The 11973-nt window shown below is 58.5% G+C and carries 14 protein-coding genes; 5 read left to right on the top strand and 9 right to left on the bottom strand.

Annotation, left to right across the window (positions count from 1 at the left end; genetic code table 11):
- Window positions 1–8: 8 nt before the first annotated feature.
- The 3 genes from PGB28_RS13405 to PGB28_RS13395 are packed head-to-tail and all read left to right on the top strand — an operon-like array spanning window position 9 to window position 4145.
- Window positions 9–1019, top strand: a complete 1011-nt coding sequence (locus PGB28_RS13405) for a glycosyltransferase family 2 protein (protein WP_271422023.1) — start codon at window positions 9–11, stop codon at window positions 1017–1019.
- Window positions 1016–2713 carry a DUF5927 domain-containing protein gene (locus tag PGB28_RS13400; RefSeq protein ID WP_271422022.1) on the top strand — a complete coding sequence of 566 codons (1698 nt, stop codon included), beginning with the start codon at window positions 1016–1018 and terminating at the stop codon, window positions 2711–2713. The genes PGB28_RS13405 and PGB28_RS13400 overlap by 4 nt, the downstream gene beginning before the upstream one ends.
- A gap of 7 nt (window positions 2714–2720) precedes the next feature.
- A complete protein-coding gene (locus PGB28_RS13395) occupies window positions 2721–4145 on the top strand; it encodes a nodulation protein NodH (RefSeq protein ID WP_271422021.1) in 1425 nt (474 codons plus the stop codon).
- Window positions 4146–4169: 24 nt separating this feature from the next.
- On the opposite strand, the gene PGB28_RS13390 is transcribed toward PGB28_RS13395, so the two are convergent.
- The 6 genes from PGB28_RS13390 to PGB28_RS13365 form a co-directional block, all read right to left on the bottom strand.
- A complete protein-coding gene (locus PGB28_RS13390) occupies window positions 4170–4634 on the bottom strand; it encodes a PTS sugar transporter subunit IIA (RefSeq protein WP_271422020.1) in 465 nt (154 codons plus the stop codon).
- Between the two features lie 40 nt (window positions 4635–4674).
- Window positions 4675–5247 (bottom strand): ribosome hibernation-promoting factor, HPF/YfiA family, encoded by a 573-nt coding sequence (gene hpf, locus PGB28_RS13385; RefSeq protein WP_271422019.1) that lies wholly within the window; start codon window positions 5245–5247, stop codon window positions 4675–4677.
- A gap of 279 nt (window positions 5248–5526) precedes the next feature.
- Window positions 5527–6285 carry an LPS export ABC transporter ATP-binding protein gene (lptB, locus tag PGB28_RS13380; protein ID WP_271422018.1) on the bottom strand — a complete coding sequence of 253 codons (759 nt, stop codon included), beginning with the start codon at window positions 6283–6285 and terminating at the stop codon, window positions 5527–5529.
- Window positions 6286–6786, bottom strand: a complete 501-nt coding sequence (locus tag PGB28_RS13375) for an LptA/OstA family protein (RefSeq protein WP_271422017.1) — start codon at window positions 6784–6786, stop codon at window positions 6286–6288.
- On the bottom strand, window positions 6783–7397 hold the full coding sequence (lptC, locus tag PGB28_RS13370) for an LPS export ABC transporter periplasmic protein LptC (RefSeq protein ID WP_271422016.1): 615 nt from the start codon (window positions 7395–7397) through the stop codon (window positions 6783–6785). Before lptC ends, PGB28_RS13375 begins: the two co-directional genes overlap by 4 nt.
- A 52-nt stretch (window positions 7398–7449) precedes the next feature.
- On the bottom strand, window positions 7450–8061 hold the full coding sequence (locus PGB28_RS13365) for a ribonuclease D (RefSeq protein WP_271422015.1): 612 nt from the start codon (window positions 8059–8061) through the stop codon (window positions 7450–7452).
- Between the two features lie 86 nt (window positions 8062–8147).
- Between PGB28_RS13365 and PGB28_RS13360 the strand changes: the two genes are divergently transcribed.
- Together PGB28_RS13360 and PGB28_RS13355 are read left to right on the top strand one after the other, a co-directional pair.
- Window positions 8148–8498 carry a hypothetical protein gene (locus tag PGB28_RS13360; protein WP_271422014.1) on the top strand — a complete coding sequence of 117 codons (351 nt, stop codon included), beginning with the start codon at window positions 8148–8150 and terminating at the stop codon, window positions 8496–8498.
- Between the two features lie 476 nt (window positions 8499–8974).
- The gene (locus tag PGB28_RS13355; protein WP_271422090.1) at window positions 8975–9658 is read left to right on the top strand and encodes a sugar transferase; all 684 of its coding nucleotides are present in this window, start codon (window positions 8975–8977) and stop codon (window positions 9656–9658) included.
- Here PGB28_RS13355 and PGB28_RS13350 read toward each other — a convergent pair.
- From PGB28_RS13350 to PGB28_RS13340, 3 genes are all read right to left on the bottom strand, one after another.
- Window positions 9655–10191 (bottom strand): NADPH-dependent FMN reductase, encoded by a 537-nt coding sequence (locus tag PGB28_RS13350; RefSeq protein ID WP_271422013.1) that lies wholly within the window; start codon window positions 10189–10191, stop codon window positions 9655–9657. The genes PGB28_RS13355 and PGB28_RS13350 overlap by 4 nt on opposite strands.
- A 142-nt stretch (window positions 10192–10333) precedes the next feature.
- The gene (locus PGB28_RS13345) at window positions 10334–11002 is read right to left on the bottom strand and encodes an OmpA family protein (protein ID WP_271422012.1); all 669 of its coding nucleotides are present in this window, start codon (window positions 11000–11002) and stop codon (window positions 10334–10336) included.
- 129 nt (window positions 11003–11131) lie between these two features.
- Complete coding sequence (locus PGB28_RS13340) at window positions 11132–11971, bottom strand: bifunctional helix-turn-helix domain-containing protein/methylated-DNA--[protein]-cysteine S-methyltransferase (RefSeq protein WP_271422011.1); 840 nt, start codon at window positions 11969–11971, stop codon at window positions 11132–11134.
- Window positions 11972–11973 lie beyond the last annotated feature (2 nt).

Here is an 11973-nt window from a genome sequence, read left to right as displayed (position 1 = left end):
GGTCATAAGTGGGTGCCTGGCAATCATACCGGCTGAGATTGCAGCGCAAGCGCTGGCGTATCCGCGCGCTGCGCAAGTCCCGCGAATTGAAGCTGGTCTCCGACAATACCGGCAAGATCCGCGCCGGTGATCTGTTCGTTTTTTCAACCCAGCGCAACGAGATGGTGCGCCTTCCCTATTTTCTCGACTACTATCGAAATCTTGGGATCAACCATTTCTTCTTCGTCGACAACGACAGTGACGATGGCGCGTTCGAATATCTTGCAAACCAGCCAGACGTATCTCTTTGGCACAGCAAAGCCAGTTACAAACGCTCCCGGTTTGGTGTCGATTGGCTGAATTACCTGCAACGGAAATACGCCCATGAGCATTGGGCGCTGACGGTCGATCCGGATGAGTTTTTTCTTTATCCGTTCTGCGATACGCGCCCATTGCGCGCCTTGACCGATTGGCTTGATGCCAGTTCGATCAAATCCTTCTCGGCCATGTTGCTGGACATGTATCCCAAGGGACCGATCAACAACCAACCGTATCAGGCCGGGCAGAACCCGCTTGAAATTGCACAGTGGTTCGATAGCGGCAACTACACGATCAAACGGAACAAACGCTTTGGGAACCTGTGGATACAGGGCGGGCCAAGGGCCCGGGTGTTCTTTGACCAGATGCCGCAAAAAGCCCCGGCGCTGAACAAGATCCCGCTGGTCAAATGGGACCGGCGCTACACCTACGTGAGCTCAACCCACATGCTTCTGCCGCGCGGTCTGAACCTTGTTTACGACGAATGGGGCGGAGAGAAAGCCAGCGGCATCCTGCTGCACACCAAGTTTCTCGACACTTTTACGTCGAAGGCCACCGAAGAGCTTGAGCGCAAACAGCATTACGCGGCCTCGGTCGAATACAAGGCTTATGCTGCCGCGGCACAGGACAATCCGGACCTGTGGTGCAAATGGTCAGAGAAATACATCAACTGGCGCCAGCTTGAGATCCTCGGCCTGATGTCCAAAGGAAACTGGGCATGAGCCTTGGGGTTGTCATGCTGGTCCACACGGCGTTCAACCGCGCCGAACAGGTAGCCCGCCACTGGGCCAATGCGGGTTGCCCGGTCGTGATCCATGTGGACAAGGCTGTCGACCGAAGGCGGTTCCGAGAGTTTCAGTCCGCGTTGAGCGACCTGGACCATGTGAAGTTCTCCAAGCGCTATCGCTGCGAATGGGGCACCTGGGGCATTGTCGCAGCGTCGCAGAGCGCGTCAGAGCAGCTTTTGCGCGACTTTTCCGATGTGCGTCACGTTTACCTCGCGTCCGGATCATGCCTCCCGTTGCGCCCGGTCGAGGAACTGGTTGACTACCTTGCCGCAAGACCGCGGGTGGATTTCATTGAAAGTGCCACGATCACCGACGTGCCCTGGACCGTGGGCGGGCTGGACGAAGAACGGTTCACTATGCATTTCCCGTTCTCCTGGCGACAGCAGCGATACCTGTTCGACAAATTTGTCGAATTGCAGCGCACGCTCGGTCTCAAACGCCGCATCCCCAATGGGTTGCGGCCGCATATGGGCAGCCAATGGTGGTGCCTGACGCGACAAACACTGACCGCCATCCTGCAAGACCCCGAGCGCAGCACCTATGATCGGTATTTCCGCAAGGTCTGGATCCCTGATGAAAGCTATTACCAGACCTTGGCGCGGCTCTATTCCACCGAACTGGAAAGCCGCTCTCTGACCTTGTCGAAATTCGATTTCCAGGGAAAGCCGCATATTTTCTACGACGACCACCTGCAGCTTCTGCGGCGGTCCGATTGCTTTGTTGCGCGCAAGATCTGGCCGCATGCCGACATGCTCTATCGCTTTTTCCTGACGGATAAGGCCGGCGCCATGAAACGCACGGAGCCAAATCCAGGCAAGATTGACCGCATCTTCGCCAAGGCGGTCGAGCGCCGGACGCGCGGACGGACCGGGCTTTACATGCATTCACGCTTTCCCAACACCGATTGGGAGAACGGCGCAACCGCAAGCCCCTATTCCATGTTTCAAGGGTTTTCGGAATTGTTCGAAGACTTTGAGCCGTGGCTGGCCCGCACCACCGGAACGCGGGTGCACGGGCATCTGTTTGGCCCGGAGCGCGTGGAATTCGCGGATGGCGAACGCGTGGTTCAGGGTGGATTGTCCGACAGCACCGCCATTCGCGACGCCAATCCATGGGCGTTTCTGACCAACCTTGTCTGGAACACGCGCGGCGAGCGCCAATGCTTTCAGTTCGGTCCGCGCGACCTGCAAGACGCACTTTGGCGTATCGCCCGCGACCCCAATGCACAGATATCAGTGATTTCCGGGGCCTGGGCGGTCAACCTGTTCAAATCCAACATGGATTTTGCCCAGATCCGCGCCGAGGCTGCCCGCCTGCAAAAAATCGAAGCCAAATCTCTGGATATCTATCATTCCCCGCATGCCAAGGCGCGCATCAGGATCTGGAGCATGGCGGAATTCATCGAAACCCCGATGGAGCATCTGCAGGCGATTGCGGATGAAATCGGGTTCAGATCGCCGCGACGCGTGGCGGAAGCGCCGACCATGGTGGATTTGACCGGCTTTGGGCAATTCCTGCAAAACCTGAAGAACCAGGGCATGCATCCCTATCTCATGGGCGATTTTCCGGTTGAAGTGCGGCGTCACAACCGGGACAAACTGCCGCCCAAACCCTATCTCATAAAGTGATCCCCCAATGCCCGAGTTTGACCATTTCGTCATATTTGCGGAGATGCGCACAGGCTCGAACCTGTTGGAAGCGACGCTGAACCAGTTCGGGCGGATTACCTGCCATGGCGAGGCGTTCAACCCGCACTTCATCGGATACCCGAACAAGACCGAAATTCTCGGGATCTCCCGCGAAGCGCGGGACGCGGACCCCATGGCACTGGTCGACACGATCCGGAGCAAGACCGACGGGCTGGGGGGCTTTCGCTACTTCCATGATCATGACCCCCGCATATTGGACGCGTTGCTCGACGATGCGCGTTGCGCCAAGATCATCCTGACCCGCAATCCTCTGGAAAGCTACGTCAGCTGGAAGATCGCCCAGGAAACCGGGCAATGGAAGCTGACCAATGTCGCCAAACGCAAGGATGCACGCGCGACCTTTGATATCGCGGAATTCGAGGCGCATGTTGATGCGCTTCAGCAATTTCAGACCAAGTTGCTCAATGCGCTGCAAAGGCGCGGGCAGGTTGCGTTTTACGTGGCCTATGAGGACATTCAGGATCTTGGCGTGATCAACGGCCTTGCGCGGTGGTTGGGCTGCGACGAGCAGTTGGAGCAGTTTGGTCACAATCTGAAACCGCAGAACCCCGCGCCGATAACCGACAAGGTCACAAATCCGGACGACATGGACCGCGCGCTGGCGCGGATGGACCGGTTCAACCTGTCCCGCACCCCGAATTTCGAACCGCGGCGCGGCGCCGCCGTGCCGGGATATGTAGCAGCCCCGCATGCGCCGCTGATGTATATGCCCATCAAAGGCGGGCCGGACGACACCGTGATATCCTGGCTGGCGGCTCTCGATGATGCCGAGCTGGGCGCTCTGTTGACCGGGTTCAATCAGAAACAGTTGCGCCAATGGCTCAACGCCCATCCGGGGCACCGGCGGTTTACGGTTCTGCGACATCCGCTTGCCCGTGCCCATCACGTGTTTTGCACGCGTATCCTTGCCAAGGGGCCCGGGACGTTTGGACGTATCCGGCGAGTTCTGCAAAACAAACACGGGCTGCCCATTCCCGATAACTGGCCCGCAGCCGACTACAGCCGCGAGACACATCGCGCGGCCTTTGGCGGTTTTCTCGACTTTGTCAGGATGAATTTGAACGGACAGACGAACCTGCGGATTGACCCGCACTGGTGCAGCCAGGTTGCAGCGCTGCAGGGGATGGGGGAGCTGAGCCTGCCTGATCTTGTGTTGCGGGAGGACGAGATCGAGGTCTATTTGCCCGCATTGGCACAGCAACTGGGATATGACGCGCCACCCGAGGTTCCGAGCCTTGGGCGCGACGCGCCGTTCCCATTGTCAGAGATTTACGACGAAGCGCTCGAAGATGCTTGCCGCGCAGCTTATGCGCGCGACTATACAATGCTTGGGTTTGCGAACTGGGCCTGACACGCCCCAGCGAATATGCGGGCGTCAGGCAGCCTGAACGGCGCCGTCTTCGGTCAGGATGGTGTAGAGCGTGGACACATCCGCATTGGCCCGCAACTTGGTACAGACTGCCGGATCGCGCAGCATGCGCGACACACGCGCCAGTGCCTTTAGGTGCTCAACACCCGCATCCTCTGGTGCGAACAACCCGAAGACGAGGTCAACCGGCTGGCGATCGACACTGTCAAAATCTATGGGCTTTTCCAGCATCATAAAGACGCCGACGCAGCCATCCAGCCCGTCGAGCCGGGCATGAGGCAGAGCAACCCCATGCCCCACGCCCGTCGGGCCAAGGCTTTCACGTTCCAGCAATGCTTCCACGGCAGTGCTGGCATCGATACCATAAGCGGCCTGGGCAAGGTCCGCGACGTCATGCATGAGTCGTTTCTTGCTGGAAGCGGTGGTGTTCACCTTGATCGCTTCCGGCTTCAGCAGCTCGCTAAAATCCATCGGTTGCCTGTGTCCTCAAATCATAACGTCGCGACCGGTCTCAGGTACTATGCTGAGGTTCGATCCAGCCAATATTGCCATCATCCCGCCGATAAACGACGTTCAAACCCTTGTTCTCGTTCCTGAATACCAACACCGGGGCGCCCGCGAGCTCCATCTGCATAACCGCTTCGCCAACCGTCAAAGAAGGAATTTGGGTCTGCATTTCCGCAACAATCATAGGCTGCAGCGTTTCCGGCTCTGATTCCTCATCCGCTCCATCTCCGGCGAGGATATACGAGGAAGCGCCCAAGAGTTCAACCGGGCTGGAGCGTTCGCGATGGTGGTCCTTGAGGCGGCGCTTGTATCGCCTTAGTTGTTTCTCCATCTTTTCACAACAACTGTCGAACGCCGCGTAAATCTCGTTCTCATGGGCCTTGGCCTGCGCCGTCAGGCCGGTGGAAAGATGAACGGTCGCTTCGCACACGAATTCATGGGCGCTTTTTGAAAAAACCACGTTGGCGTCGGTGGGACGTTCCGCATATTTCTGCACAACACTGCCGAGTTCGTTCTGAACATGCGTTTGCAGTGCTGCGCCAATGTCGATGTGTTTGCCAGTGATTTGATAGCGCATCCTGTGTCCTTTTTATTGTGGCGACGGCACGTCACCCCCGAGCGCGGAAAACCCCGCGCTACGGGCGTTTAGATCGTGTCGGCCTTGGGATGAGACGCGTGCCCAAGCCCCAAAAACAAAGCGTTTCCTGCATGCAGGAGCGCGAAGATTTCAAGGTGAGCCTTCTCACGCGTCATACCCTATTTGAGGACAGCATAGGCCGATCTGTCAATGATCAGTTGCGCAAATCTCGGCAAAAATAGTTACTGAATCCTAAACGCGGTCACCCGGGCCGCAGGCTCAGGAAATGCGGAACTGATCGCCCAGATAGACCCGTCGCACATTCTCGTTGCGCACGACTTCATCGGGCGTGCCGGACATCAGGACCTGACCGTCATGCAGGATGTAGGCCCGGTCCACGATCTCAAGCGTTTCGCGCACGTTATGATCCGTGATCAAAACGCCGATCCCGCGTTTCCTGAGATCTGACACAAGTTTCCGGATATCCCCGACCGAGATCGGGTCGACCCCGGCAAAGGGTTCGTCCAGCAGCAAATATTTCGGATCAGCCGCAAGACAGCGCGCAATCTCAACGCGGCGTCGTTCACCACCCGACAGAGCAAGCGCCGGCGCGCGGCGCAGATGTTCGATCGAAAACTCGGACAACAGCTCTTCGAGCCGTTCCCGCCGCCTGTGCCGCTCCTTTACAGAAATATCGAGGATCGCACCGATATTGTCCTCGACCGTCATGCCACGAAAGATCGACATTTCCTGTGGCAGGTACCCGATGCCAAGCTTGGCGCGACGGTACATCGGAAGGGATGTCACATCCCGCCCGTCGATAATTACCTTTCCGCCTTCGGGAAACACCAGCCCCGCGACGGCATAGAACGTTGTCGTCTTGCCCGACCCGTTCGGACCAAGCAGCGCAACGACCTCGCTGCGGTTCAGCTCGATGCTGACATCACGAATGACAGTCTTCTTGCGATAAGACTTGCGCAAATGCTCGATGCGCAACCCGGCCGTGCCGGTCTGGACTGTCAGGTCGGGGGCCGCCATTTACTGATCGTCGCCGCTGGGTTGCTGCTGGATCACGGTCTTGACCCGCCCTGACATGCGCGCGGTGCCGTCTTCAAGATTCACAACCATGCGATCCGAGGTCAGCGCATTCAGACCCTGGGTCAAAAGCACATTGCCGGTCATGACCACCGTGGCCGCCTCTACATCGTAGTCGGCTTGCGCCGCTTCGGCGGCCTCTTCTCCGCTGACAAGCGTCACGCCGCCGCGCGCTTCGAGGCGGGCGATTCCGGTACGGCCTTCATTATACACGACCAAAACGCGGGGCGCGGAAAGGCGCATCTCGCCCTGCCCGACCACGACATTGCCTGTGAACAATGCTGTTCCGTCATCCTGGTTCACAGACAGGTTTTCTGCCGTCACCTCCACCGGGGCGTCAGTATCGGCCTGCATGGACCCAAAACCAACCTCGGTGCCCTGCGCCCAGGCCGCAAGGGGCAGGGCCAGAGCCGTCAAAACTGCCGCGATGCGAAAAATCCTCATGGCTCACCACTATTCTGTTTCGCGGGTTCGTATATCAGCTTCACGCCATTTGTGAAAAACAATTGCACATGACCGGTCTCGGCCTCTTCCCTGATCTGAAAGCGTCCGGCCTGCAATTCGCCAATCGGCCCCGTGGCTTCCACGGTTTCGGGCGTTTCCGCATGTATGCGACGCAGGGCAGAGCGAAGCAGCTCGGTGCGCACTTGATAGCCTTGTGAACTGTCGATGATCACATCACCCGTCAGTTCGAGATGATCGTCGGGTTCGTTCACCGAAGCGGAGCGCGCAACGATATTGATCGTGGACCCATCGGTCAGACGGAAATCAGCGTTGAGTTTTTCCGCGACAAGCCCGGCCGGGTCATCGGGCATGGGGCGGGCGGTATCGGCAGTGATAGCCACCGCGTGACCCTCTGGCGTGCTACCGGTGTAATACGGCGCACTGACGCTGTCGCGACCGGGAATAGAGGCTTCATCCTCAAGAAATGGCACGGAGGATTCCGGCTCTACCGTCCGCGACAGCAGGAACATCGTGGACAACAGGCCAAGCGCCGCGAGCGGCAAGAGCAGCTTGAGGCCGGCAATGACCTGTGAATAGAGCGTATCACGCATGGCCGGCACGGGCCCTCATCAGTTACAACTGTGTTAATGTAGGTACGCCCGGTCAGTGCGCAAAGATATCCTGCTCCGGCCAACCGGCAAGATCCAGCCGAGCGCGCATCGGCAGGAAATCGAAGCAGGCCTGCGCCATCTCCATACGGCCTTCGCGTTCGAGCCTGATATTCAGCTCCTCGCGCAGTCGGTGGAGATACAGAACATCAGACGCCGCATAGTCAAGCTGTGCCGCGGTCAGTTCCGGCGCACCCCAATCGCTGGATTGCTGCTGCTTGGAAATGTCGACACCCAGCAATTCCTGCAGCAGGTTCTTGAGCCCGTGACGGTCCGTATAAGTGCGGATCAGCTTGCTTGCGATCTTGGTGCAATAGACCGGTGCCGCTACCGCGCCAAAGGCGTGATACATGGCCGCGATGTCGAACCGGCCGAAATGAAACAGTTTCAGCACATTGGGGTCGGTCAGCATCCGGCAGAGGTTCGCCGCTTCACGCTGGCCCTTTTCGACTTGAACCAGATGCGCGTTGCCGTCGCCCGAGGACATCTGGATCACGCAGAGCCGGTCCCGATGCGGATTCAGTCCCATGGTCTCACAATCAATCGCGACCACAGGGCCAAGGTCGAGATCATCAGGCAGATCGCCCTTGTAAAGCTTGTTTGCCATGACAGCGGCTCCCGGAATTTGAGTTCGCTCGGCAATAAAGCCTCAGGTCGTGCCATGCAACGGTGCGGGTGCCCGGAGCTGTCGCAATGAAGCGAATCAATCGCAGCAACGCCACCAGTTTTGCCCAATTCTCGCCACATTTCAGGATTCAACGGCTTGCGGAAAACTACTCAGGATTGAAAAACAGTTTGTTTCCGCGACGTCATCAATCGCCAGAAACAGGCCGAACGCCCCGGTCAAGCAAGAGCGATGCGCCGCGCAGTCGCGTCAAGGTCGTGCGCCGGAGCGCACTTGCCGAGTGGGCGTCAATGGGAAAATTCAAGGATTTTCCCGCCATTTGGCTGCTATATGGCATCGAATTGGTTAATATTTGGATGCAGTTTCGGACATCGAACCAGCCAAATTCGAAGATTGTCGTGATTTTTCGAACAATCTGACAGGCAATACAACCCCAGCACGTCTTGCAAAATCACCCGATCACAAACGTGCCTCAAAGTTTCACCTTTAAACGCCTGCCCGCGACCGACTCGGCGCCCAAACGTCCACTCGAGTGAGCGGTTTTAATTTACCCCACACCCTCACTCACGCCATAATTGTGCCTCAACTGTGGCCTGTTGACGGCGGCTTCGTGGCCAGCCATTTTCGTAAAAGTCGAGTTAAGTTCGAATGATCGGACTTGAAATACGCACTTGGGGGTTGGTGCTTTCACCAGGGAGTGAAGTGTTGGGTAATAGGTAGTCTGCACCGCGATAAGAATCGTACTCAGATTCTGCCGCACATAAATGGTAACGGGATAAATCCAACGACCTGCGTGTATGCACAGTGTCTTGTTGGGTCAGCTCGCTCCCTGACTGCCAAAACTGACATTCTTGCTTTCGTCAATACGTGCCTTCAGGAGGGCAACACGTTGACAATGCATGCGCCACCACCGACCACCGGTGTAGAGCTTCAACGCGATGTCGCCTTGCAACATGGGGGACACCGCAGTGCAGGTTTCTATCGCAACTTTGCAAAGCGTTTTCTGGATGTCGTGCTGGTCTTGATGTCCGCTATCCCTGTGTTCATCATTCTTAGCGTGCTGTGCGCGGTGATTGCCCTTGATGGTCGTGCGCCGCTGTATTTCCAAAAGCGTATCGGACGGAACGGCAGAGTGTTCCATATGTGGAAGTTACGCAGCATGGTCCCCAATGCTGACGCACAGCTTGAGGCCTATCTTGCGGAGAACCCCGAAGCGCGCGCGGAATGGGACCGGACCCAAAAGCTGCGCAATGACCCGCGGATCACGAAAATCGGGGCATTTATTCGTAAAACATCGCTTGATGAGCTGCCGCAGCTGGTCAATGTGCTCAAGGGCGACATGTCGCTTGTCGGCCCACGGCCGATGATGGTCGACCAACGGACTATCTACCCCGGAACCGCCTATTACGTGATGCGTCCGGGGATCACAGGCATGTGGCAAACCTCGGTCCGCAACGAAAGCAGCTTTTCCGAGCGCGCCATTTTCGACGCGCGGTATTACCGGGAAATGTCCTTTGCCACCGATGTCACGCTTATCGCACGCACGTTCAATGTGGTGATGCGGGGCACAGGCGTCTAACGGATCTCGCTCCGCAGCGCCTGCATCAGCTCGGTCAAAGCTTTCTCGTAGCGCTCGTTCGTGAGGCGCCCCTCCTCGTCAAACTGGCTTGAGGACTGTGCAACAAGGATTTCAGGCCCCTGAAGGATACGTGGGCGAAACGCCACCATGCAAGACCGCAGCATGGTTTGGGTGCGCTCCCCACCGGCCCGGCCCGCCGCCGCCGACAGGATGGCAACCGGTTTATTAAGCCACGGATTGCCCTTTGTCCGGCTTACCCAATCCAGCGCATTCTTGAGAACGCCCGACACGCCCTTGTTGTATTCCGGTCCAGATATGGCCACCGCGTCCGCCGCGGCGATCTGATCGGCCAGTGTTTGTACGCCGGCGGGGATACCTTGGGCACTTTCGAGATCGCCGTCATACAGCGGCAGGTGCAGATCGGCTTCGGTATAATCACAGTCCCCGAACAGCCGCGCCGCTTCCCGGATCAGTTTGCGGTTGGTCGAAACCGCACGAAGCGAGCCTGAGATACCCAAAAGTTTAACCGTCATAGCGCACCTTTCATCACGACATTTTATCCAGACCTACGTCGTCGCGCGCCCGGGACAAGCCCCTGAGACGCACATGCTCTGCACAAAAATGCAAAACCCCGGCGCAGGGCACCGGGATTTCATTCAGATTTGTCGTGCGATATCAGGTCGCGTTTGGCAGGATCACGATCTCCACCCGCCGGTTCTGGGCCTTGCCCGCCGGGGTCAGGTTATCGGCCACCGGCTGGTCTTCGCCACGCCCGATGGTCCGGACACGCGCCGGGGCAACGCCGGAGGAAATCAGCACATTGGCCACCGAAGAGGCGCGCCGCTGGGACAGATCGAGGTTATAGGCCGCATCACCGTCGCTGTCGGTATGGCCAATCACCTGGATGGTGGAATTGGGATAGGCCTGCAGGTTACCCGCCAGCGCCCGCAGATCCCGTTCCAGATCGGACCGCACCGCCGCGCTGTCCACCGGGAACAGGATATCATTCGGCATGGTCACGATCAGCCGGTCACCGGTATTGGTAATTTGCACCTGCGAATTGTTCAGATCACGGCGCAGGTCTTCTTCCTGCTTGTCGAGCTGGTTGCCAATGGCCGCGCCGACACCCGCACCAATCGCGCCACCGATGATGGCCCGGTTGCGGCGTTCCTTGGAGTTGTCGCCCGTGATCAGCCCGGTCGCAACACCCGCAAGACCGCCGATGATGGCGCCCTGCTTGGTCTTTTCATTATTGTTCGGGGCTGTCCCGTCATGGGTACAGGCCGCAAGGCCAAGGGCCGCAGCCGATGCCAGAAGAATGGATTTGTTCAGTCGTTTGATCATATCTTGCCTCATTCGCTTTGCGCGATCTTTGCGCCGCGTTTCGCTTCATATAGCCATGATCCTGCGCCCGCGCCAAGCATGGGGCAAGGGGGAATCGGCGGAATCCCGCCGCACAATGCCGTGACAGGCTCAGGCATCGGCGCGAGCGGATTCATACGCAAGCATCGCGCGCTTGACCGGAATACCCCAGTGATAGCCGCCCAGCCCGCCCGATTTGCGAAGGGCACGGTGACAGGGGATGAGCCATGATACCGGGTTTCGCCCCACGGCTGTACCCACCGCGCGCACCGCTCGCGGGTTACCGATGGATTGGGCAATCTCGGAATAGGTTGTCACGTGGCCCGACGGGATGCCCAGCAGCGCCTCCCAGACCTTGATCTGAAACGGAGCGCCGATGAGATAGAGCGGCGCGTGCCCGCCATCCGACTGGCCAAAGGCCCGTTCGACCCACTGGCGCAGGCGCTCTGCATCTTCTATAAATCGCGCCGCAGGCCAGCGCCCCCGCAGGTCTAGATAGGTCTCCTCTGCCCCGGCCTCTGCCGCAAAGCCCAGACCACAGATCCCCTTGTCCGTTCCCATGACCAATGCCGGGCCAAAGGGGCTGTCATACCATCCCCAATAAATGCTCAGCCCGGCGCCCCCTTTGGCATAATCGCCCGGGCTCATCGCTTCCCAGCGCAGGAACAGGTCATGCAGGCGTCCCCCTCCTGACAAACCGGCGGCATCCGCGGCGGCAAGCGTGGTGAACCGCTCGCGCAACAGGGATTTCGCGTGACCCAGCGAAAGGTATTGCTGATACCGCTTGGGAGAGACCCCCACCCACCGGGAAAACAGCCGCTGGAAATGCGCGGGGCTCATCTGCATCTCGGCGGCAAGCGCTTCCAGCGTCATAGGCTGCTCCGCCCCATCGATCAGATCAATCGCCCGGCGCATCACCTGATAATGATAGCCGGTTTCCATTTCGCTCATGG

It is taken from the genome of Primorskyibacter aestuariivivens, from assembly GCF_028023675.1.
Taxonomy (GTDB): domain Bacteria; phylum Pseudomonadota; class Alphaproteobacteria; order Rhodobacterales; family Rhodobacteraceae; genus Marinovum; species Marinovum aestuariivivens.
The sequence above is the reverse complement of the archived record's forward strand: the minus strand, read 5'-3'. Positions and strand labels throughout refer to the sequence as shown.

Coding starts and splice junctions, on each gene's coding strand:
- PGB28_RS13395 (WP_271422021.1), top strand. CDS start 2,721: ATGCCCGAGTTTGACCATTTCGTCATATTTGCGGAGATGCGCACAGGC.
- lptB (WP_271422018.1), bottom strand. CDS start 6,285: ATGGCGGCCCCCGACCTGACAGTCCAGACCGGCACGGCCGGGTTGCGC.
- PGB28_RS13365 (WP_271422015.1), bottom strand. CDS start 8,061: ATGGCAAACAAGCTTTACAAGGGCGATCTGCCTGATGATCTCGACCTT.
- PGB28_RS13355 (WP_271422090.1), top strand. CDS start 8,975: ATGCATGCGCCACCACCGACCACCGGTGTAGAGCTTCAACGCGATGTC.
- PGB28_RS13350 (WP_271422013.1), bottom strand. CDS start 10,191: ATGACGGTTAAACTTTTGGGTATCTCAGGCTCGCTTCGTGCGGTTTCG.
- PGB28_RS13400 (WP_271422022.1), top strand. CDS start 1,016: ATGAGCCTTGGGGTTGTCATGCTGGTCCACACGGCGTTCAACCGCGCC.
- PGB28_RS13340 (WP_271422011.1), bottom strand. CDS start 11,971: ATGAGCGAAATGGAAACCGGCTATCATTATCAGGTGATGCGCCGGGCG.
- PGB28_RS13345 (WP_271422012.1), bottom strand. CDS start 11,002: ATGATCAAACGACTGAACAAATCCATTCTTCTGGCATCGGCTGCGGCC.
- PGB28_RS13375 (WP_271422017.1), bottom strand. CDS start 6,786: ATGAGGATTTTTCGCATCGCGGCAGTTTTGACGGCTCTGGCCCTGCCC.
- hpf (WP_271422019.1), bottom strand. CDS start 5,247: ATGCGCTATCAAATCACTGGCAAACACATCGACATTGGCGCAGCACTG.
- PGB28_RS13360 (WP_271422014.1), top strand. CDS start 8,148: ATGAAGCGAATCAATCGCAGCAACGCCACCAGTTTTGCCCAATTCTCG.
- PGB28_RS13390 (WP_271422020.1), bottom strand. CDS start 4,634: ATGGATTTTAGCGAGCTGCTGAAGCCGGAAGCGATCAAGGTGAACACC.
- lptC (WP_271422016.1), bottom strand. CDS start 7,397: ATGCGTGATACGCTCTATTCACAGGTCATTGCCGGCCTCAAGCTGCTC.